This window comes from Rugamonas sp. GW822-FHT03B10, from assembly GCF_058801745.1.
The window spans coordinates 604,453-625,993 of sequence record NZ_JBXANP010000001.1 but is presented as its reverse complement, the minus strand read 5'-3'; the positions used below and the strand labels follow the sequence as shown (position 1 = coordinate 625,993).

Here is a 21,541-nt window from a genome sequence, read left to right as displayed (position 1 = left end):
TAACGTTGTATTTTCACCCAACAAGGAGCGTTCCATGTGCCGTCCGACCCTGTCCGTGCCCCTGCTTGCCGCCGTGCTGGCGCCGCTGTCGCTGCTGTCCGCGCCGGCCGGCGCCGCCGACAGCGTGCGCCAGCTGGCGCCGTTCATCGCCATCAACTGCAAGGGGCCGGTCAGCATCACGGTGAACGTGGGCCAGCCGCAGGCGGTGACCGTCAGCGGCGCCGAGCAGGTCGTGTCGCAGCTGCGCACGGAGGTGGTGCAGAACGAGCTGACCATCACGCTGCCCGAGCGGCACGCCACCCCGGCCGGCAACGGCACGCCGCACGTGGCCATCAACCTGCCCTCGCTGAGCCGGGTGAAGGTCGAGGGCGCCGGCGAGACCATCCTGAACCACGTGGACGGCGAGCGGCTCGACGTCAGCTACCTGGGCGCCGGCCATCTGGTAGCCAACGGCAAGGTCAAGCTGCTGCGCCTGGCCGCCAAGGGCGTGGGCGAGGTCGACACCCACGCCCTGCGGGCCGAGCGCGTGGACGTCAATTTCGAGGGGGTGGGCGCCGTCAGCGTGTACGCGCGCGACACGCTGAACGCCATCGCGCGCGGCATGGGCTCGCTGTCCTACTACGGCCATCCGCGCGTGATCAACAAATCGGTGCAGGGCATCGGCAGCGTCAGCGCCGGCGACTGACGGCCGCGCGCGGGCGACCAGCGGGCGCGGGCGGCGACCATACGCGCGGTCAAGCAAACGCGCTCAACCGGGACAATTGTCATAGTGACATCCCCGGCGATTGCCGGTACTATCGGTTGCGAAAGTGAAGTTTCCGTACGCACATCGAGGAGGCCGATACCGTGGCAGTGCCCACCGCCCTCGCGCACTGGCGCGCGCAAATCTTCGCGCGTCTGCTGCTGGTCGTGTTCGTGCTGGGCGTGGCCACGGCCATCCCCAGCGCGCTGCTGGCCGCGCGCGAGGGCATCTGGCTGATCGCCGTCATCGACCTGCTGGCCATGGCGTGGATAGGCGCCATCTGGCGGTTGCGGCGGCTGGCCTACGCCACCCGCGTCTGGCATTTCCTGGGCGTGATCTATGTGGTCGGCGTGGGCTTGCTGCTCAAGGTCGGCCCCATCAGCCAGATCTACCTGCTGGCCATTCCCGTGCTGGCCGCGCTGCTGCTGGGCTTCCGGCCCGCGCTGTGCATGCTGGCGCTGACCACGGCCACCGTGCTGGCGCTCGGCTACCGGGCCGACGCCGGCCTGCAGGTGATGGGCCTGCCCGCCTACGGCATGCTGCGCTCGTTCATCATCGCGCTCAACTTCCTGTTCATCGCCGCCATCCTCACGCTGTCGTGCGCGGTGCTGCTGCGTCACCTGGCCCAGTCGCTGGACGAGCTGGCCAGCAGCGCCGCCTCGCTCGAACAAAGCCGCAACCACCTGGTGGCCGTCAACGACGACATCCACCGGCTGGCGTTCTACGACGTGCTCACCGGCTTGCCCAACCGGCGCCTGCTGATCGACCGCATCGACAACCTGCTGGCCGCCAGCGCGCGCGACCACCAGTACAGCGCGGTGCTGTTCATCGACCTCGACCGCTTCAAGTTCATCAACGACGCGCGCGGCCACGGCACCGGCGACGCGCTGCTGCGGGCCGTGGCCGAACGCCTGCCGCCGCTGCTGCGCAAGGCCGACACCGTGGCCCGCATCGGCGGCGACGAGTTCGTCGTCGTGCTGCCGCACCTGGCGCCGGCGCTGGAGGCGGCCACGCTGGCCGCGCGCACGGTGGCCGACAAGATCCGCCACGCCATCGCCACCCCGTTCGACATCGACGGCCAGCGCTACGGCTGTTCGGCCAGCGTCGGCGTCACCTTGCTGCCGCAGAGCGGCCAGAACGCGCTGGACTTGCTGCGCGAGGCCGACACGGCCATGTACCGCGCCAAGGCTGACGGGCGCAATGGCGTCGCCTTCTACGAGGCGGCCATGCAGACCGACGTCGAGCGGCGGCTCGACATGGAGCGCGACCTGGCCGCCGCGCTGGCGGCCGGCCGGCTCGAGATGCACGCCCAGCCGCAGGTGGACCGCCACGGCCGCACGGTGGGCGCGGAGATGCTGATGCGCTGGCCGCTGCCCGGCGGCGGCGCCGTGCCGCCGTCCGTGTTCATCCCGGTGGCCGAGGAGTCGGGCCTGATCCTGCAGCTGGGCCAGTGGGCGCTGGAGCAGACCTGCCAGGCCGCGCTGCGGCTGGCGCGGGCCGGCCACGCGCTGACCCTGTCCGTCAACGTCAGCCCCAGCCAGTTCCGCCAGGCCGGCTTCGTCGAGCAGGTGCGCGCCACGCTGGCCGCCACCGGCGCCCCGGCCGGCATGCTGGTGCTGGAGGTGACCGAGGGCCTGCTGGTCGAGAAGATGGACGCCACCATCGAGCGCATGCACGCGCTGGCCGCGCTCGGGCTGCGCTTCTCGATCGACGACTTCGGCACCGGCTACTCGAGCCTGGCCTACCTGCGCCGCATGCCGCTGTACGAGCTGAAGATCGACCGCAGCTTCGTGACGGACGCGCCGCACGACGCCGGCAGCGGCGCGCTGGTGCAAACCATCCTCGACATGGCGCGCCACCTGAAGCTGCGGGTGGTGGCCGAGGGCGTGGAGACCCAGGCCCAGGCCGACTTCCTGATCGGCCACCACTGCCACAGCATGCAGGGCTTCCTGTACGGCCGGGCGGCGCCGGTGGACGCGCTGCTGGCGCGGCTGGAGCACACCGGCGCCGACGCCGGGGCCGGGACCGGGACCGGGACCGCGCCCGCCGCCGCCATCTGACAGCACGCGATGTCGCTCAAGTCGCTTTACAATTGACATTATTCAATGTCAATATAGCCGGAATTAATTGACATTGAACGATGTCAAACCGATCAAGGCGCGATGACATGGGCGACAGCAAGACGACGAGGGAAGCGGCCAGGGGCGAGCGGGTGTACCGCGGCGCCAGCAATGAACAGCGGGTGCGCGAGCGCCGCCAGCGCCTGCTGGCGGCGGCCATCCACTGCTTCGGCACGCACGGCTACCACCACACGACGCTCAAGATGCTGTGCGCGGAGGCCGGTCTGACGGAGCGCTATTTCTACGAATCGTTCGGCAATTTCGACGAACTGTTGTGCGCCGCCTACAACCAGGCGGCCGACACGATACTGGCCAGGGTGACGGCCGGGGTGGCGCGCGCCGCCCCCAATCCGCACGACCGCATGCGGGCCGCGCTGGAGGCCTACCTGGCGGCCGTGGCGGCCGACAAGGCGCGCGCGCGGCTGGTGCTGATGGAGATCGAAGGGGCCAGCGAGGCGGCCAACGCCACCTACCGCCACCGGCTCGATCTGGCCACCGACCTGATCGAGCAAGTGATCTGCGCCGACCTGCCGGCCAAGCCGGCCAACGGCCTGTCGCCGCGCCTGCTGTCGGGCGCGCTGCTGGGCGCCATCTACCAGACGGCCAAGAACTGGGCGCTGGCCGACTTCAAGCCGGCCCGCGCCGCGCTGGTGCGCAACCTGCTGGCCCTGGGCCTGGCCACGGCGGCCGTCTGGCAGGGGCCGGCCGCGCCATCGGCGCCATCGGCCCCCCCGGCGGCGCCCGCGCCGTCCAAGACCCGCCGCCGGAGCGCCTGACATGGAATTCATCCATACCGTCTTGTGGACGCTGGCGGCGCTGGTCGTCGCGGTGCTGCTGGCCAACCGTCTGGCGCCGTTGCCGACGGCCAGGCTGGGCATGGGTCTCGAGCGCTGGCGGGCCGGCCTGCGGCTGGCCCGGGTCGCCGTGCCCGGCTTCGTCATGCCCTACCTGGACGGCGGCCATGGCGCGCCGCTGGTGCTGGTGCATGGCTTCAGCGGCGACAAGGACAACTTCATCCGCATCGCGCGCTTCCTCACGCCCCACTACCGGGTCGTGATCCCCGACCTGCCCGGCTTTGGCGAGGCCACGCGCAACGCGGCGGCCAGCTACACGATCGCGGAACAGGTGGAGCGGCTGCGCGCCTTCCTCGACCAGGTGGCGCCCGGCCCCGTGCACCTGGGCGGCAACTCCATGGGCGGCTTCATCGCGGCCCAGTTCGCGGCCACCTACCCGGAGCGGGTGGCCAGCCTGTGGCTGCTGGACGCGGCCGGCACGGCGGCCGCCCAGAGCACGGCCGTGCTGGAGCGCTACCGCGACACGGGCGACATGCCGCTGCTGCTGCGCCGGGTGGGCGACGTGCGCCGGCTGATCGCCAGCACCACCGAGCGCGCGCCGTTCCTGCCGTATTGCGTGCGCGTGGCGCTGGGCCGGCGCGGCGTGGCCGACCATGCGCTGCACAGCCGCATCCTGCACCAGCTGACCACGGCGCCGCTGCTGGAGCAGCAATACCGCGAACTGGCGCCGCCCGCGCTGATCGTGTGGGGCCAGCAGGACCGCATCCTGCACCCATCGGGCGCCGCCGCGCTGGGCGCCCTGTGCCGCCGCAGCCGCACCATCGTCATGCCCGGCATCGGCCACCTGCCGATGCTGGAGGCGCCGCGCCAGAGCGCGCGCGACTACCTGGCGTTCCGGCGCGAGTTCGCCGACCTGCGCGCGCCCGAGCGCAGCCCGGCCTGACGGGACGGCGCGGCGGGCGGCGTCGCATTTGCATTGGCGCAACAACGATGGCCGCCGCGACTTTCGCATTTGTTAGAATGGGGATCAGTCTCCGCCGCCGCCCCGCCCACACCATGAACCGCGTCCACGCCCTCCTGCTCCTGCTGCTCAGCCTGGCCACGGCCCCGGCGGGCGCGGCGACGATCGAGGCGTGCGCCGACCAGGCCGAGATGCCGCCGTTCGTGTACGCCGAACGCGTGCACGGCCAGCGCAGCGGCCACGTGGTGGGCGCCAGCGTGGACCTGCTCAACCTGATCGGGGCCCGCCGCGGCTGGCAGGTCCAGGTGCAGCTGCTGCCGTGGGCGCGCTGCCTGGCGCTGGTGGCCGACCACCGCATCGCGCTGGCGCTCAACATCGGCCAGGCCGACGCCGCCGCCGGCAAGCTGCTGCTGAGCGATCCCTACTTCACCGTGCACAATGTGTACTTCTACTCGCGCCGCGCGCGCCCGCAGGGCATCCACCTGCAACAGCTGGCCGACGTGCAGCGCTACCACCTGTGCGGCCTGGGCGGCTACCGCTTCGAGGCCTACGGCATCGCCACGGCCGACGTCGACCGCGGCGCCACCATCGGCTACGAGCAGCTGATCGGCAAGCTGCACCTGGGCCGCTGCGACCTGTTCATCGACAGCCGCGAGACCATGGCCGGCCAGTACCTGATCAACCCCACGCTGCGCGGCATGCTGGTGGACGGCACGCTGGTGAGCCAGCCGCTGCCCGGTTCACCGCTGCGCGCCCTGTATTTCGGGGTGGCCGCCAGCGGCGCCGGGGCGGCCCAGCTGTTGCAAACCATAAACAGCGGGCTGGCCCGGCTAGACAAGACCCGGGAACTCGATAAACTGCTGTCGCACTACCTCGAAAATTAACCCGCCCCGGAGCCCGGATGTCCCAGCACTTCGCCGTCCCGCCCCAGACACCGGCCCTGGCCGCCCTGCTGCTGTCGCTGGCCGGCGCCGCGCACGCCGGCGAACCGGCCGCCGGCGCCACCGGCCCTGACGACGCCGGCCCTGCGCCGGCGGCCACCGCCGCCACCGCCGCCGGCCCCGCGCCGGCCGACCCGGCGCGGCCGCTGCTGTCGGTGAACGGCTTCGGCACGTTCGGCTACGCGCACTCGGACCAGCACGGCGCCGACTATGTGTTCGACAACCTGCAGCCGCAGGGCACGGGCCGCAACCACCAGTGGAGCAGCGACGTCGACAGCCGGCTCGGCGTGCAGTTCACGGCCAACTTCACGCCGCAGCTGCAGGCGGTGGTGCAGGTGCTGTCCGAGTACCGCTGGAACAACAGCTACCAGCCGTTCATCAACTGGGCCAACCTCAAATATTCGATCACGCCCAACCTGAGCGTGCGGGCCGGGCGCATCGCGCTGGCCAGCTTCCTGGCGTCCGACTCGCGCCGGGTCGGCTACAGCAACGTCACGGCCCGGCCGCCGATCGAGGTGTACCGCCTGCTGGCGCTCAAGGAGAGCGACGGCGTGGACGCGTCGTACCGCGTGCGCAGCGGCGACACCAGCAACACCACCAGCATCCTGTACGGCAAGCGCACCGTCACCAACACGCGCGGCGTCGACGTCCATTCCAGCGCCGTGACGGGCGTGTTCGACACGCTCGAACACGGCCCGCTGACGCTGCACGCGGCCTACCAGCAGCGCGACGTGGACAACCAGAACCCGCAGCGCGGACGCTTCATGTCGCTGGGCGCGGCGTGGGATCCGGGCGACTGGTTCACGTCGGCCGAGTGGGTGCGCGTGACCAACTACGACGCCAAGGGCATCGAGGCCGTGCGCGCGGCCTGGTATGTGAACGCCGGGGTCCGCGTCGGCAACCTGACGCCGTACGCCACCGTGTCGGCCCTCAAGCCGCTGTCGGACACGGGCGCCGCGCCGATCGCCCAGCACACCTACGCGGCCGGCGTGCGCTGGGACGCGGCGCGCAATCTCGACTTCAAGCTGCAGTGGGACCAGCTGCACCTGGGCGCCGGCTCCTACGGCACGCTGCAAAGCGTGGCGCCGGGCACGCCGCGCGGCGGCCAGGTCAACGTGGTCAGCGCGCTGGCCGACTTCATCTTCTGACGACGAGGCCCATCATGCACAAGCCCGTCCCCGCCCTCCTTCGCCGGCTGCGCATCGTGCACCTGCTGCTGGCCGGCGCCCTGCTGGCCGGCGCCGGCTGCCGCGCCGAAGTGGTGGTGATCGTCTCGGCCAAAAATCCCCTCAGGACGCTCAGCGGCGAACAGGCGGCCGATCTGTTCCTCGGCAAGTCGGCCGACTTCCCCAACGGCCTGCACGCGGTGCCGATCGACCAGAGCGAAGGCTCGCCCGTGCGCGACACCTTCTACCTGAGGGCCAGCGGCAAGGCGCCGGCCCAGATGAAGGCGCACTGGGCCCGCATGCTGTTCACGGGACGCGGCCAGCCGCCCGTGGAATCGGGCGACAACGCGGCCATCCGCCGGCTGGTGGCCGACAATCCGAATCTGGTCGGCTACATCGACCGCAGCGCGCTGGACCCTAGCGTGCGGGCCGTGCTGTCGATACACTAGCGGGCATGCACATCACCTTTGAATCGCCGGACCAGCCGGCCGTGATCGCCCTGATCGCCGAACTCGACGCCTACCACCTCACGCTCTATCCGCCCGAAAGCGTGTACGCGCTGGACCTGGCCACGCTCAAGCAGCCGCACGTGAAGTTCGCCGTCGTGCGCGACGACGCCGGCGCGGCCGTCGGCTGCGGCGCCGTGGTGCTGACGCCCGACTACGGCGAAATCAAACGCATGTACCTGCGGCCCGGATCGCGTGGCCGGGGCGCGGCCGGGCGCCTGCTGCGCATGCTGGAGGACGCGGCGCGGGCGGCCGGCTGTCCGCGCATGACGCTGGAGACGGGGCCGTGCCAGCCGCCGGCGCTGGCCCTGTACGCGCGCCACGGCTTCCGCCGCTGCGCGCCGTATGGCGATTATCCCGACGATCCGCTCAGCGTGTTCATGGAAAAGCCGCTGGCCGGCGCCGCGCGGGCCGACGACCTGACGGCCCTGCGCGACGACCTGCGCGCGTTCGCGCGCGAGCGCGACTGGGAGCAGTTCCACACGCCGAAGAATCTGGCCATGGCGCTGTCGGTGGAGGTGGCGGAACTGGTCGAGCACTTCCAGTGGCTGCCCACGGGCGCGGACGCGGAGCTGGACGAGCAAAAGCGCACCGGCATCCGCCACGAGCTGGCCGACGTGCTGGCCTACGTGATCCAGCTGGCCGACAAGACCAACGTGGACCTGGCGGCCGCCCTGCGCGAGAAGATGGAACTGAACCGCCGCAAATACCCGGCCGACCGCGTGCGCGGCGACGCGCGCAAGTACTCGGACTACTGAGGTCCACCCCGCACGTCATTGCTCCCCCGGGGCGACTTCCCGCGCAGGCGGGAACCCATCCTCCGCATGAAAATAGGCGATGCGGGGGACCCGCCCGCGCGGGCAGCGGCGCTACGCCGCCATCCCCAGCGCCTCGCGGATCTGGCCGCACACGATGGGCCAGCACGGCGAACCGGCCGACACCTCATCGTAATGGCTGCCACCGGGCAGCACGACCACTTCCGCCGCGTCGCCGGCCGCACGGGCGCGGCGCGCGTAATCCTCGCCGGCCCGCAGCGGCGAGATGGTGTCGAACTCGCCGTGGATCAGCACCGTGCGCACGCCGCATGGCAGCAGTTCGGCCGGCGACGTGTCGGCGAACACGTCCGGCCGCGCCGCGCTGGGCCGGCCGGCCAGTTGCGCCGTGTCGCGCTCGCAGCTGCACTTGATCAGCGCGGCCTCGTTGCGCAGATCGGCCAGCCCGCCCAGACTGATCACGACCGGCACCGGCAGCGGATCGTCCACGAACAGCGGACTGCCGCACGGCAGGCGCGCGCGCGCGGCGGCCCATTGCGCCAGATGGCCGCCGGCCGAATGACCGACCAGCGCCACACGCGCCAGATCCAGCCTATGGGGCGCGGCCAGTGTGCGCAGCAGGTCCAGCGCCTGCGCCACGTCCTGGTACATGCCTGGGTAGCCACCGCCCGGTTGGTCGTGGCAGCGGTATTCGATGTTCCAGACGGCGATACCCTGAAGCGCCAGCGTCGTGGCCATGTCGCGCATCTGCGTGATGCCGCCGTACTGCACGGTCCAACAGCCGCCGTGGATCAGGGCCACCACGGGGAACGGGCCCGCGCCCTGCGGCACGAACAGTTCCGCGAACTGGGACGGCGCGCCGCCATAGTCGACGCGCAGATCGGGCGCCCTGCCGTGCAGGGCCAGGTAATCGTCCAGCGTCATCGGCGCTGGTTGCGCGCCGCCGGGCGCGGGGCTCGTGGCACCGGCCATCAGACGCTCGCTTATTTGTTTCAACATGCTGCCATCCTCTCGACGTCAGGTTGTACAAACCGGATAGTTGAGCGGCATGCTACACGCATTCGCGGCGACGGTGGCGCCACCAAAAAAAAACAGGGCCCGCAGGCCCTGTCGTTCAGTTCATGTCACACCTTGCGCGCTCAGTAGCCCTTGGGGGACTTGGCGCCCTTGGCGCCCGGCTTGGCCTTGAACTTGTCGCCTTTGGCGCCCGGCACCGGCTTCTTGGGCGGGGTCGATTTGCCCGATTCCGGCGGCATGCGGTCGGCGTGGCTGATGCGCAGTTGCGCGCCGCCCACCCACACTTTGCCCAGGTGCTGGAAGATGTCGTCCGGCATACCGGCCGGCAGCTCCAGCATGCTGTAGGTGTCGAACACCTCGATGCGGCCGATGAATTTGGCCTCCAGGCCCGCCTCGTTGGCGATGGCGCCCACGATATTGCTCGGCGTGGCGGCGTTATTGCTGCCCACTTCGATGCGGAAGGCGCTCATCGGAATCTGCACCTTGCCCGGCTTTTCCTTTTTCTTTTTGGCCGGCGCCGCTTCCAGTTCGTCCGGCGCCACTTGTGCGGCCTTGGCCAACGGCGAAGCCTTCTTCGCGGCGGCGGCCGGTGCCGCGGACGCTGCCGGTGCGGCAGGTGCGGCTGGTGCGGCCTTCGCGGCGGCGGCCGGCGTCACGCCGCCATCGTCGCGGCAGATGCGCAGCTGCTGGCCCGCCACCTTGATCGAGGCCAGGTGCTCCAGCGTGTCGGCCGGCAGATCGTCGGGCATATCGAGCACGCTGTAGTCGTCGTAGATCTCGATGCGGCCGATGAACTTGGAATCGACACCGCCCTCGTTGGCGATGGCGCCGACGATGTTGCCCGGCTTGACGCCGTGCTGGTAGCCGACCGCGATGCGGTAGGTCTGCATGCCGGGATCGGCGGCGCGCACGATGCGCTCCTTTTTCGGGAAACGGTCGCTGCGTTCGCCACGCTCGGGGCGTTCGCCGCGCTCGGGTCGGTCGAAGCTGGCCGCGCGCGCGGGGCGTTCTTCCCACGAGGTGGTCAGCTGCTTCTTATCGAGCAGCAGCGGCACGTTCCCGCGCGCCATCTTGGCCAGCGCGGCCGCGATTTCGACGGCGGGGATGTTGTGCTCCTGCTCGTAGTCCTCGATCAGGCTCTGGAACTGTTCCAGCTCGCCCTGCGCCAGCGTTTCCGTGATCTGTTCCTTGAACTTGGCGATGCGCACGTCGTTCACGGCCTGGATGGTCGGCAGTTCGAGCATGCCGATCGGCTGGCGCGTGGCGCGTTCGATCGATTTGAGCAGGTTCTTTTCGCGCGGCGTGATGAACAGGATCGCCTCGCCGGTGCGGCCGGCGCGGCCGGTGCGGCCGATGCGGTGGGTGTAGCTTTCCGGGTCGTGCGGGACGTCGTAGTTGACCACGTGGCTGATGCGCTCCACGTCCAGGCCGCGCGCGGCGACGTCGGTGGCGACCAGGATGTCGATCTTGCCGTCCTTGAGCATCTGGATGGTGCGCTCGCGCTGCGCCTGCTGGATGTCGCCGTTGATGGCGGCGGCCGAGAAGCCGCGCGCCTGCAGCTTGGTGGCCAGTTCCTCGGTGCCGAGCTTGGTGCGCGAGAAGACGATCATGCCGTCGAAGTTCTCCGCCTCCAGGATGCGGGTCAGCGCGTCGAGCTTGTGCATGCCGCTCACCAGCCAGTAGCGCTGGCGGATGTTCTCGTTGGTGCCGGTCTTGGCGGCCACCGTCACTTCCTTGGGCTGGCGCAGGTAGGTGTTGGCGATGCGGCGGATGGCGGACGGCATGGTGGCCGAGAACAGCGCCGTCTGGCGCGTTTCGGGCGTCTCCTGCAGGATGCGTTCGACGTCGTCGATGAAGCCCATGCGCAGCATTTCGTCGGCTTCGTCCAGCACCAGCGTCTTCAGCTTGGACAGGTCGAGCGAGCCTTTGTCCAGATGGTCGATCACGCGGCCGGGCGTGCCCACCACCACGTGGACGCCGCGACGCAACGCCGACAGCTGCGGGCCGTAGCTCTGACCGCCGTAGATGGGCAGCACGTGGAAGCCGGGGATGTGGCTGGCGTAGGTCTGGAACGCCTCGGCGACCTGGATCGCCAGTTCGCGCGTGGGCGCCAGCACCAGTGCTTGCGGCGTGGTCTGCTTGATGTCGATGCGCGCCAGGATGGGCAGCGCGAAGGCGGCCGTCTTGCCGGTGCCGGTCTGGGCCTGGCCCAGCACGTCCTGGTTATCGAGCAGCAGGGGGATGGTCGCGGCCTGGATCGGCGATGGCGACTCGTAGCCAACGTCGTTCAGCGCCTTGAGCAGCGGAGCGCTCAGGTTCAGGTCGGAGAAATTGGCGATGGGGGATGGGGATGCAGACATGGCGTCACTCACAAAAATTGTTCGAATCGCCTAATTGCGAAAGAAATTGGTGCGTAGTTTACTCCCTCCCGGCAATCCGGACTGAATTGGATGATTTTTCGGATGACGACGCCGGAATGCCACCTTTAGAAAGCGTACTAAAAGTTGGACGGCAGAACAGCGGTCCCCAATCGCCCTTGCTTGCGCGCTCGCGCGGCATCAGGGCGGATGAAAAAAAAAGGACAGGGCGCAAACCCTGTCCTTCATCACGACAATACGGTGTGGATTATTTCGTCGCCACTTTCGCTTCCGGTGCGGCAGCCGGTGCCGGCGACGACTCGCTCACCTTGGCCGCCTCTTTGTTTTCGGTCTTGGCCTTGGCGGCTTTCGTGGCCTTGTGGTGATGCGCTTTGACCTTGGCTTCCTTGCCTTCCTTGGCCTCGGTCTTGGCGCCTTCCGTGCCTTCGCCGGTGGCAGCGCTCACCTTGGTCTCCTTGGCTTCCGCTTTGACGGCGGCGGGCTTGGCTTCCTTGGTGGCTACCTTGGCGGCGACGGGTGCGCTGCTGACCGTGGCGCCGGCGGCGGCGGGTGCGGGAGCCTGTGCGAAAGCGGCGGTGGCGAACAGGGTAGCGATCAGGGCGGAGAGAATTTTGCTCATGGTGGTCATCCTTTAAAACAGTTCAGTGTGCGTAATGTGTCGGTGTGGTGCTGCGTGCGTATCCGGTGCTGATTACTTGGTGATGACAGCTTCCTTGCCGGCCACCTTGCCTGCTTCCGCGGCGGGTTTGGCCTTGCCTTCTTCTGCCTTCTTGTGTTCTTTGGTTTCCTTGGTTTTTTCAACCTTGGCTTCCGTCTTCACTTCGGTCTTGGCGGCCTTGGCATCAGCCTTCTCGACCTTCGCTTCGGTCTTGGCGGCGGCCTTGGTTTCCTTGACTTCGGCCTTGACGGCGGCCTTGCTGTCTTTCGCTTCGGCTTTCACCGCGACTGGCGCGCTGACGGCGGCGGTGGTGGCGCTGGCGGTGGGCGCTTGTGCGAATGCAGCGGTAGCGAACAGGCCGGCGATCAGGGAAGCGATGATTTTGGTCATGATGTGTAATCCTTTTCTGGTTTTCGGCACCGGGACAATTCCCGTGTCACTGAGCAGAAAACGGGGCCCGCTACGGTCCAGTTGACGGGCATTACAACCTCTTACCGAGTCTTACATTCGCTTACAACCGGCCCCGCAACGGATACACTCCCCCTGCCCGCCGCGCCGCGAGCATCGCCGCGCCGACTATGCAGTAAGATGACAGCCCATATTCAACATCACGCTGGAGTCGCCATGCGTCTTACCCCGTTCGCCATCGCCGCCGGACTTGTTCTGGCATCGTCCGTCACCCACGCCCAACCGCAGCAGCCGGTGGTCAGCGAAGCGCCGCTGCGCGCCCACCTGGCGTTCCTGGCCGACGATCTGCTGGAAGGGCGCGGCACGGGCCAGCGCGGCGGCGACCTGGCGGTGCGCTATCTGGAGACGCAGGCGGCCATCATCGGCCTCAAACCGCTGGCCGGCGCCGGCTACCGCCAGCCGGTGCGCATCGAAGGCAGCAAGCTGCTGGAAGGCAGCGCGCTGCGCTTCGACACGGGCCTGCAGGTGATCACGCCGGCCATCGGCTCCGAGATCGTGTTCGGCACGGCCAGCGGCAAGAGCGAGGTGCAGTTCGATGCGCCGCTGGTGTTCGTCGGCTACGGCGTGCGCGCCGAGGAGGAACACTGGGACGATTACAAGGGCGCCGACCTCAAAGGCAAGGTGCTGGTCATGATGGTCAACGACCCGCAGCCGACGGCCGAGGAGCCGAACCGCTTCGCCGGCAAGGCCTACACCTACTATGGCCGCTGGCTGTACAAGTACGAGGAGGCCGTGCGCCAGGGCGCGGCCGGGGTGCTGCTGATTCACACCACACCTTCGGCCTCCTATCCATGGAGCGTGCCGGCCAATGGCTTCAGCCACGAGCGTTTCCACCTGGCCGGCGCCGGCAATCCGGTCGAAGGCTGGCTGCAGGAGGACACGGCGCGCGCCCTGTTCGCCGCCGCCGGGCAGGATCTGGACGCGTTGCGCGCGCGCGCCGAAACGCGCGCCTTCGCGCCGGTGGACCTGAACATCAAGGTGCACGCGGAAGTGCGCAGCGCGATCCGTCAGGTCGAACAGTTCAACGTGGCCGGCGTGGTGCCGGGCACCGATCCGAAGTTGAAGGCCGAAGCCGTGATCTACTCGGCCCACTGGGACCATCTGGGCATGGACGAAGGGGCGCGCCGCGACGAGCCCACCGACCATATCTGGAACGGCGCGATCGACAACGCCTCGGGCAGCGCGGCGCTGCTGGCGATGGCGGCCGAGGCGGTCAAGCACCCGGCCCGCCGCAGCCAGATCTTCCTGTGGCCGGCGGCCGAGGAACAGGGCTTGCTGGGCAGCGCGGCCTATGTGCAGCAGCCGCTGTGGCCACTGAACAAAACGCTGGCCGACCTCAATCTGGACAGCATGAACTTCGTCGGCACCACGCGCGACATCGGCGTGGCCGGCGCCGAGCGCAGCTCGCTGATCGACACGGCCGCGCAGGTGGCGCGCAAGATGGGGCTCAAGCTGGCGCCGTCCGTGCCCGACCTGTCGGGCGCCTACTTCCGCGCCGACCACTTCAACTTCGCCAAGGCCGGCGTGCCCGCCTTCAATGTGGGTTCGGCCGTGTTCTCGGGCGACGGCTACTTCGAGTTCGCGCGCGATCAGGAGGCGGCCAGCGCAAAGATGGTGGCGTTCAAGAAGGACTACCATCAGGTCAGCGACGAATACCATGCGGACTGGGACTTGTCGGGCATGGTGCAGCAAGCCCAGTTCACGCTCAATCTCGGCTACGCGCTGGCCAACGGCAGCGCCATGCCCAGCTGGAAGGCGGGCGACGCGTTCGGCAAGGTCAAGCGCTGAGGTCAACGAGGGCGGCCGTGTTGTAAATGCCACAGGGCAACGGTTGGAATCGGCCTATAATCTGGGCAGGCCCGTCCACCCGATTCCACCATGCCCCCATTCCTGTCCCGCGTCGTGCCGCGCGCGCTGCTTCAGGCGCTGCGCCCGGCGCTGCTGCTGGCCGCGCTGTCGCTGGCCGGCGCCGCCCACGCCGCCACCGACAACTACAACGGCGGCCCTGTTGCCGGCTGCAGCTTCGACGCCCCCAGCAGCACCTATAGCTGCAATACGCTGCCGGGCACCAACAACATCGCCGTCGCCGACGGTTATACGGTCGTCATCAACGGTTCGGCCAGCATCGGGGCGGGACAGACCGTGACCATGGACGGCAGCGCCAGTCTGCGAGTGGCCGGCTCCCTCGCGCTGGCCACCAGCAACCTGGCCATGAGCGGCGGCAGCCTGACGGTGGGCGGCAGCCTGGCGCTGCGCATCGGCGCGGCCAGCCCCACCATCAACATCAGCGCCGCCACCATCGCCATCAACAACAGCGACGGTGCCGTGATCCACGGCACCGTCACGGCCGCCGGCGATCTCGCGTTCCAGTCCAGCCTGCGCGTGACGGGCCTGGTGACGGCCGCCAGCATCAGCACCGCCATGCACACCGACGTGGTGGCCAGCGTGCAGACCGGCACGCTGTACGTTGCCAAGCAATCGAGCCTCAAGGGCAGCGTCAACGCCAGCGGTGACGTGGACATCGACAACCACGGCACCGTCTGGGGCGACTTGGCGGCCCATAACGTGGTGCTGCAGAACGCCTGCGCCTACATCAGCGGCGACGCGGCCGTCAACGCCATCAACATCGGCGCCCAGGGCGACGTCGGCGGGACCATCACCTGCACCGGCGGCGGCAACAGCTGCGCCACCGGCAAGGGCAAGGGCAATCCCGGCGCGTGCAACCATACCGGGGGCGGTGGCACCGTCACCGACCTCGACCACATCCTGATCAGCCACCCCGGCAGCGCCCTGACCTGCGAGCCGCAGACCGTCTCCATCACGGCCTGCGCCGACGCCGCCTGCTCGGCCTACTACACCGATCCCGTCGACGTGACGCTGACGCCGGGCGGCCAGACCGTCACCATCACGGGCGGCAGCGGCAGCGGCACCGTGCAGCAGACGACGGCCGGCAACGCCACGCTGTCGGCCAGCGCGGCCGAGGCCAACAACGCCAACGCCTGCTACAACACGGCGACCGGCAGCAGCAGCTGCACCATGCTGTTCGCCGACGCCGGCTTCAGCTTCACCATCCCCAACCACCGCGCCGAGCAGGCGCAGGGCTTCACGCTGCGCGCGCTCAAGGCCGGCAGCGGCGGCAACGTGTGCGTGCCGTTGCTGGCCAACGTCACGCACAACGTCAACTTCAGCTGCAGCTACAACAACCCTGCCAGCGGCACCGTGCCGGCGCGGGTGAGCGGCGTGCCGCTGGCCGGCAGCGCCACGTCCAGCTGCAGCGCCGGCGGCGCCACCGTCAGCCTGCCGTTCGACGCCACCGGCACGGCCAGCGCCACGCTGCAATACGCCGACGCCGGCCGCATGACGCTGAATGCCAAGCTGATCCCGCCCAGCGGTCCCTACGCCGGTCTGGTGCTGGCGGGCGCCGCCAGCTTCACCGCCGCGCCGGCCAGCTTCCGCTTCACCGTCACCGCTGCCAGCAACGGCGCGGCCAATCCGGCCGCGACCAACGACACAGGTCCCGTGTTCATCGGCGCCGGCCAGGACTTCAACACCAAACTGGAAGCCCTCAATTCGGCCAACGCCGTGACGGCAAATTTCGGCAACGAGTCGCCCGCGGAAAGCTACACACTGGCCCAGTCGCTGGTGGCGCCGGCGGGCGGACGCATGGTGGCCGTGGGCGGCAGCCTGCCCGCCATGGTCAACGGCGTGGCCTCGACGCAAAGCCCCACGCCGCCAACGCCCATGCGCTGGGATGAAGTGGGCATCATCAACTTCGCCGCCGCGCTGGCCAACCCGAACGGCTATCTCAATTCCACCTTGGGCGTGACGGGCAGCGTCAACATCGGCCGCTTCATCCCCGACCATTTCGACACGGCCCTCAACGGCGCCGTGCCCATGACCTGCCCCGCGGTCGTCAGCAACGCCGCGATCGCCAACCCCTGCCCGGCGCCCAACGTGGGCGGCAAGTTCGTGTTCGCGGCCCAGCCGTTCGACCTGCGCGTGACGGCCTACAGCAAGAGCGGCCCCGTCACGCAGAATTACCAAGGCGCGTACGCCAGGGATGTCACGCTGGCCGCCTACAACGGCCTGGGCGCCAGCGGCGCGGCCAACCAGAATCCGCCCACCACCCCGGCCGGCAACGGTCTCGGCCAGACCGCCGTGAAGGCCGTGACGGCCGCGCGCTTCAGCATGGGCGCGGCCACGGCCGATCCGGCCTACCTGCCGGCCTACCAGTTCGCCAACGGCTACCCGGCCACGCCGGACAAGCTGGCGCCACCGACCAACATCTGGCTGCGCGCCACCGACGCGGACCTCGCCACCTCGCTGCGCGGCGCTTCCACCAACGAGGCGCTGGTGAGCGTGGTCAGCGGCCGGCTGCTGGTGGCCAACAGCTACGGCTCGGAGGCGCTGCCCATGCCCGTGGGCGTGCAGGCCCAGTATTGGGGCGGCGCCACGCCGGCCGGCGCCACGATAGGCTGGGTCAACACGGCGGCCTACGCCAACGCCACGCCCGTCGTCGGGCTGGCGGGCAAGCTGACGTTCAGCAATTGCCAGAAGAACCTGGCCAACAGCGGCAGCAACACCTGCGCCGTCGCGTTCACGCTGGCCAACGGCAACCTCACCTTCGCCAGTGGCGCGGGCAAGTTCACGGTGGCCGCGCCGGGCCGCAGCGGCGCCGTCGACATCACGCTGAGCAAGAGCGGCACGCAAGCGATTCCCTACCTGCCCAGCACCACGGGCCGCGCCACGTTCGGCGTGTACCGGGCCGGCCCCGTGGTCTACCTGCGCGAAGTGTACTGACGGTGCGCGGCGATCTGCGGTAGCATGTCCGCTTTCCACCCCACGGGAGCCACCATGGACACCACTTCCAGCTGGATCGACATCGAGGACGGCGCCGAGCGCTTCGGCGCCTATCTGGCGCGGCCGCGCGGCGGCAGCGGGCCCGGCATCGTGCTGCTGCAGGAGATCTTCGGCGTCAACAGCCACATCCGCAACGTCGCCGACCAGTACGCGGCCGACGGCTACGTGGTGCTGGCGCCCGACCTGTTCTGGCGCCACGGGCCGCGCATCGAACTCGGCTACGACGACGCGGACTGGCAGCGCGCCGTGGCGCTGAAGAACGCGACCGACGTGGAACTGGCCCAGCAGGACGTCGGCCGCGCCGTGCGCACGCTGCGCGCGCTGCCCGGCGTGCAGGGCAAGCTGGGCGCGGTCGGTTACTGCTACGGCGGCCTGCTGGCCTACCACACGGCCGCCAACGGCCTGGTGGACGTGGCCGTGGCCTACTACGGCGGCGGCATCCAGAACGCGCTGGCGCGCGCCAGACAAATCAGCATCCCGCTGCAGCTGCACTTCGGCGCGCTCGACGCCCACATCCCGGCCGACGCCGTGGCCCGCGTCGCCAACGCGTTCGACGACAACGACGCGGTGGAGATCCACGTCTACGACCAGGCCCAGCACGGCTTCAACTGCAACCACCGCGCCAGCTACCAGCAGCGCGCGGCGGCCCAGGCCCACGGCAACACGCTGGTGTTCCTGGGCGAACATCTTTAACAGGAACCCGCATGGCCCGCCTCGTCCTCGACTTCCCCGACCACCTGTTCTGCTATTCGACCCAGCTCACCGTGCGCGTGACCGACATCAACGGCGCCAACCACCTGGGCAACGACTCGATGATCTCCATGCTGTCCGAGGCGCGCGCCCGCTTCCTGTACGACGCCGGCGTGCCGGAAGTGCAGCCGGACGGCACCGGCATCATCATCACCGACCTGGCCACCACCTACCGGGCCGAGGCGCACGCGCGCGACCAGCTGCTGTTCGAGGTGGGGGTGATGGATTTCAACAAGTACGGCGGCGACATCATCTTCCGCGTCACGCGCCCGCGCGACGCGGCGCTGGTGGCCATGGCCAAATACGGCTTCGTGTTCTTCAACTACCCGGCCAGCAAGGTGGCGCCCATGCCGGAGGCCTTCCTGGCCCGCTTCCCGCAGGTCAACCGCCTGCCCTGACGCCGGCCTGCCTTGGCGCGCCGCCGGGCTTGCCCGGCCGGCCGCAAGCCGGCCGCTAGCCGGCCTTCTTGGCCGGCCCGAATTCCTTCCCGAACCAGTCGTCGAGCATCTGCTTTTCGTAGCGCAGCGCGTCGTCGCTCGGGTAGCGGTTCATGCGGTCCTGGTACATCATGTTGGCCAGTTCGCGGTCGCCGCTGCGCAGCACCTTGCCGTCCTGCTCCAGCGTGAAGCGCAGATGCATATGGGGCCAGTCGGCGCCGCCGCGCAGCACGCGGATGTCGTCCGGCCCCCAGCGGCGCGGATAGACCCAGCCCGCCAGATCCACATCGAGCACCTCCACCTTCAGGTTCTGGCCGGCCGGCAGCCGCTTGCCCAGTTCGGTGAAGTGGGCCGTCAGCTCCTTCATCACATGCTCGCGTTCGCGCACGCCATACGGCACGTCGCTGAACTGTTCAGGCTTGACGTAGCTGACGCTCACCTCCGCCAGCGCGGCGCCGCAGGCGGCCAGCGCCAGCGCCCCGGCGGCCAGCAGATGGTAACGGGTACGCATGATCGTGGTTCCTTTCAGACGGGGAAGGCGGCCGCGCCGCCTGACTTCAACACCATTTCACTATAGCGCGTTTGATGCCGGCGGGTACGCATTGCACAACATTGTTACCAATGTCACGCGCCCGTCATATCGGAAAACTAAGATGCCGCACATGGAGGCGCGCCACCGCCCCGCATGATGCCGCCGGGCCGCGCCGGGCGGCACGTGGAATGGCTCAACCCCGGTTTCACCATTACAGGATGTTTTTCATGCTCGAATCCCCCGATCTGTCCCGCCGCCGTCTGCTGCAATTCCTGTCCAGCGCGCCGCTGCTGCCGCTGGCCGGCGCCGGTGGCGCCTCCGCGCTGCTGTCGGCCTGCGGCGGTTCGTCCGCCGACGCGGCCGCCGTGCCGCCCACCGCCACCCTGAGCACCGTCACCTTCTCCGGCATGCCGGCCCCGGCCCTGGCCGACGCGGCCAAGATGGCCACCACCACGGTCGGCTCGGCCCTGCAGGCCAGCTACAGCGACGGCAGCAAGCGCAGCTACACGCTCCAGTACCAGACCTTCTTCATCACCGGCGCCATGGTGCCCAACGGCAGCGGCGGCACCATCCTGGCCGGCGGCTACTACGACATCAACAACAAACCGATCGTCGACAAGACCGACGCCGGCCAGCGCCAGTTCTTCTCCGACTGCCCGGACGGCACCTCGCTGCTCAAGCTGGACGCGCCCACCGTGCCCGGCGTGAAGGGCAACACCGTGTTCGCCGTGGTGCAGTTCGAGTACACCACGCGCAACGTGGCCGGCGCCTCCATGTACGGCATGCTGCCGTCGCCGATCGCCGTGCTGACGCTGGACCAGGACAAGACCACCGGCGCGCTGTCGCTGGTCAAATACCACAACGTCGACACCAGCGCCGTGAACGGCCTGTGGATCACCTGCGGCGCCAGCCGCTCGCCGTGGAACACCCACCTGTCGAGCGAGGAGTACGAGCCCGACGCCACCAGCATCGCGACCAACAGCCAGTTCGCCGCCTTCAGCAGCAACCTGTTCGGCGACGCCGCCAAGGCCAACCCCTACCACTACGGCCACCTGCCCGAGGTCACGGTCAACCCGGACGGCACGGCCAGCATCAAGAAGCACTACTGCATGGGCCGCCTGTCGCACGAGCTGGTGCAGGTGATGCCCGACGAGCGCACCGCGCTGATGGGCGACGACGCCACCAACGGCGGCCTGTTCATGTTCGTGGCCGACCGCGCGCGCGACCTGTCGTCGGGCACGCTGTACGTGGCCAAGTGGGCCCAGAAGACGGCCGACAACGGCGGCTCGGCCGACCTCAGCTGGATCAAGCTCGGCAGCGCCACCAGCGCCGAGATCAAGGCGCTGGCCGACACGCTCAAGGCGGCCGACATCATGGCCGTCAAGACCGCCGACCCGGCCGACGCCAGCTACACCCAGATCCCGTACAGCGGCAAGAAGAACTGGGTCAAGCTGATGGCGGGCATGGACAAGGCGGCCGCGTTCCTGGAGACCCACCGCTACGCCGCGCTCAAGGGCGGCAGCATGGGCTTCACCAAGATGGAGGGCACCACCGTCAACGCCAAGGACAAGATCGCCTATTCGGCCATGAGCTACATCAACGGCGCCATGAAGGATGGCTCGGGCGGCGTCAAGGTGACCGGCCCCAGCGCCGGCATCGTGTACGGCCTGAACCTCAAGGGCGGCCAGAAGGACACGACCGGCGCGGCCATCGACAGCGACTGGGTGCCGGTCGACATGGCCGCCGTGCCGGCCCTGGTGGGCGAGGACCTGGCCACGCCGGACGCGCTGGGCAACCTGGCCAACCCGGACAAGGTGGCCAACCCCGACAACATCAAGTTCTCGGAGAAGCTGCGCACGCTGTTCATCGGCGAGGACAGCGGCCTGCACGTGAACAACTTCCTGTGGGCCTACAACGTCGACAGCAAGACGCTGACGCGGCTGCTGTCGACGCCGGCCGGCGCCGAGTCGACCGGGCTGCACGCGGTCGACGACATCAACGGCTTCGCCTACATCATGAGCAACTTCCAGCACCCCGGTGACTGGGAGGTGGGCAAGGACGCGGCCGGCAACCTGACGGGCCTGCATTCGAAGGTGATGCCCACGCTCGATCCGCTGATCCGCGCCAACTACCGCGACCGCTTCGGCGCGGCCGTCGGCTACCTGACCGGCCTGCCCGTGCTGAGCTAAGCGGCCCGCCGCCCCCCTCAAACCGGGGTCAGGTCATGCCGTCACGCAAGTTGTGTGACGACATGACCTGACCCCGGTTTTTTATTTGCGCGGAGATAGCAATATTGCTAAAAATGAAGTAATGTCTGGTCTGCATAGCGCGCCGGGGCGTGGCCGGGAACGCCGCCACATCCCCCGCGCCCGGCACCGGATGTTGTTTGGACGGCAGGAAACATTATTGCTTGTTGTTAATAACGACGGCTTGGGACT

18 protein-coding genes and 1 pseudogene are annotated in these 21,541 nt (G+C 69.1%); 14 read left to right on the top strand and 5 right to left on the bottom strand.

All coding sequences use genetic code 11. The features are described from left to right. The first annotated feature begins 34 nt into the window (after positions 1–34). From AC1RQG_RS02850 to AC1RQG_RS02810, 9 genes and pseudogenes are all read left to right on the top strand, one after another. Positions 35–685 carry a GIN domain-containing protein gene (locus AC1RQG_RS02850; RefSeq protein ID WP_493128076.1) on the top strand — a complete coding sequence of 217 codons (651 nt, stop codon included), beginning with the start codon at positions 35–37 and terminating at the stop codon, positions 683–685. A 161-nt stretch (positions 686–846) separates the two neighbouring features. Then, positions 847–2,802, top strand: coding sequence for a putative bifunctional diguanylate cyclase/phosphodiesterase (locus tag AC1RQG_RS02845; RefSeq protein ID WP_493128074.1), 1,956 nt, complete (start codon positions 847–849; stop codon positions 2,800–2,802). Positions 2,803–2,909: 107 nt separating this feature from the next. Next, positions 2,910–3,638, top strand: a complete 729-nt coding sequence (locus AC1RQG_RS02840; protein ID WP_493128072.1) for a TetR/AcrR family transcriptional regulator — start codon at positions 2,910–2,912, stop codon at positions 3,636–3,638. Position 3,639: 1 nt separating this feature from the next. After that, complete coding sequence (locus tag AC1RQG_RS02835; RefSeq protein ID WP_493128070.1) at positions 3,640–4,599, top strand: alpha/beta fold hydrolase; 960 nt, start codon at positions 3,640–3,642, stop codon at positions 4,597–4,599. Positions 4,600–4,712: 113 nt separating this feature from the next. Next, complete coding sequence (locus AC1RQG_RS02830) at positions 4,713–5,501, top strand: substrate-binding periplasmic protein (RefSeq protein WP_493128068.1); 789 nt, start codon at positions 4,713–4,715, stop codon at positions 5,499–5,501. Positions 5,502–5,518: 17 nt separating this feature from the next. Then, complete coding sequence (locus AC1RQG_RS02825) at positions 5,519–6,706, top strand: hypothetical protein (protein ID WP_493128066.1); 1,188 nt, start codon at positions 5,519–5,521, stop codon at positions 6,704–6,706. A 14-nt stretch (positions 6,707–6,720) separates the two neighbouring features. Then, positions 6,721–7,173, top strand: coding sequence for a type 2 periplasmic-binding domain-containing protein (locus AC1RQG_RS02820; protein WP_493128064.1), 453 nt, complete (start codon positions 6,721–6,723; stop codon positions 7,171–7,173). A 5-nt stretch (positions 7,174–7,178) separates the two neighbouring features. Beyond that, positions 7,179–7,559, top strand: a pseudogene (locus tag AC1RQG_RS02815) (GNAT family N-acetyltransferase); the annotation flags it as partial. Between the two features lie 51 nt (positions 7,560–7,610). Beyond that, entirely contained in the window at positions 7,611–7,988 is a 378-nt protein-coding gene (locus AC1RQG_RS02810; protein WP_493128230.1) for a nucleotide pyrophosphohydrolase, read from the top strand. 111 nt (positions 7,989–8,099) lie between these two features. Here AC1RQG_RS02810 and AC1RQG_RS02805 read toward each other — a convergent pair whose 3' ends face one another. The 4 genes from AC1RQG_RS02805 to AC1RQG_RS02790 form a co-directional block, all read right to left on the bottom strand. Beyond that, a complete protein-coding gene (locus AC1RQG_RS02805; RefSeq protein ID WP_493128062.1) occupies positions 8,100–9,002 on the bottom strand; it encodes an alpha/beta hydrolase in 903 nt (300 codons plus the stop codon). A gap of 140 nt (positions 9,003–9,142) precedes the next feature. Beyond that, a complete protein-coding gene (locus tag AC1RQG_RS02800) occupies positions 9,143–11,380 on the bottom strand; it encodes a DEAD/DEAH box helicase (RefSeq protein ID WP_493128060.1) in 2,238 nt (745 codons plus the stop codon). A gap of 265 nt (positions 11,381–11,645) precedes the next feature. Continuing rightward, positions 11,646–12,017: a hypothetical protein gene (locus tag AC1RQG_RS02795; RefSeq protein WP_493128058.1), complete on the bottom strand. Its 372-nt coding sequence runs from the start codon at positions 12,015–12,017 to the stop codon at positions 11,646–11,648. Between the two features lie 72 nt (positions 12,018–12,089). Continuing rightward, positions 12,090–12,446, bottom strand: a complete 357-nt coding sequence (locus AC1RQG_RS02790; RefSeq protein WP_493128056.1) for a hypothetical protein — start codon at positions 12,444–12,446, stop codon at positions 12,090–12,092. A 234-nt stretch (positions 12,447–12,680) separates the two neighbouring features. Here AC1RQG_RS02790 and AC1RQG_RS02785 point away from each other — a divergent pair, with 234 nt between their 5' ends. The 4 genes from AC1RQG_RS02785 to AC1RQG_RS02770 all read left to right on the top strand — a co-directional run bounded on the left by AC1RQG_RS02785 (position 12,681) and on the right by AC1RQG_RS02770 (position 18,532). After that, positions 12,681–14,312 carry a M28 family peptidase gene (locus AC1RQG_RS02785; RefSeq protein ID WP_493128054.1) on the top strand — a complete coding sequence of 544 codons (1,632 nt, stop codon included), beginning with the start codon at positions 12,681–12,683 and terminating at the stop codon, positions 14,310–14,312. Positions 14,313–14,402: 90 nt separating this feature from the next. Next, positions 14,403–17,324 (top strand): DUF6701 domain-containing protein, encoded by a 2,922-nt coding sequence (locus AC1RQG_RS02780; RefSeq protein WP_493128052.1) that lies wholly within the window; start codon positions 14,403–14,405, stop codon positions 17,322–17,324. Between the two features lie 54 nt (positions 17,325–17,378). Continuing rightward, positions 17,379–18,077, top strand: a complete 699-nt coding sequence (locus AC1RQG_RS02775) for a dienelactone hydrolase family protein (RefSeq protein ID WP_493128050.1) — start codon at positions 17,379–17,381, stop codon at positions 18,075–18,077. Positions 18,078–18,088: 11 nt separating this feature from the next. After that, positions 18,089–18,532, top strand: a complete 444-nt coding sequence (locus AC1RQG_RS02770; RefSeq protein ID WP_493128048.1) for a thioesterase family protein — start codon at positions 18,089–18,091, stop codon at positions 18,530–18,532. A gap of 55 nt (positions 18,533–18,587) precedes the next feature. Here the strand turns inward: AC1RQG_RS02770 and AC1RQG_RS02765 are convergent, their stop codons facing one another. Further along, a complete protein-coding gene (locus tag AC1RQG_RS02765; RefSeq protein ID WP_493128046.1) occupies positions 18,588–19,082 on the bottom strand; it encodes a DUF3016 domain-containing protein in 495 nt (164 codons plus the stop codon). Positions 19,083–19,330: 248 nt separating this feature from the next. On the opposite strand from AC1RQG_RS02765, the gene AC1RQG_RS02760 reads away from it, so the two are divergent. Further along, the gene (locus tag AC1RQG_RS02760) at positions 19,331–21,292 is read left to right on the top strand and encodes a PhoX family protein (RefSeq protein WP_493128044.1); all 1,962 of its coding nucleotides are present in this window, start codon (positions 19,331–19,333) and stop codon (positions 21,290–21,292) included. Positions 21,293–21,541: the final 249 nt, after the last annotated feature.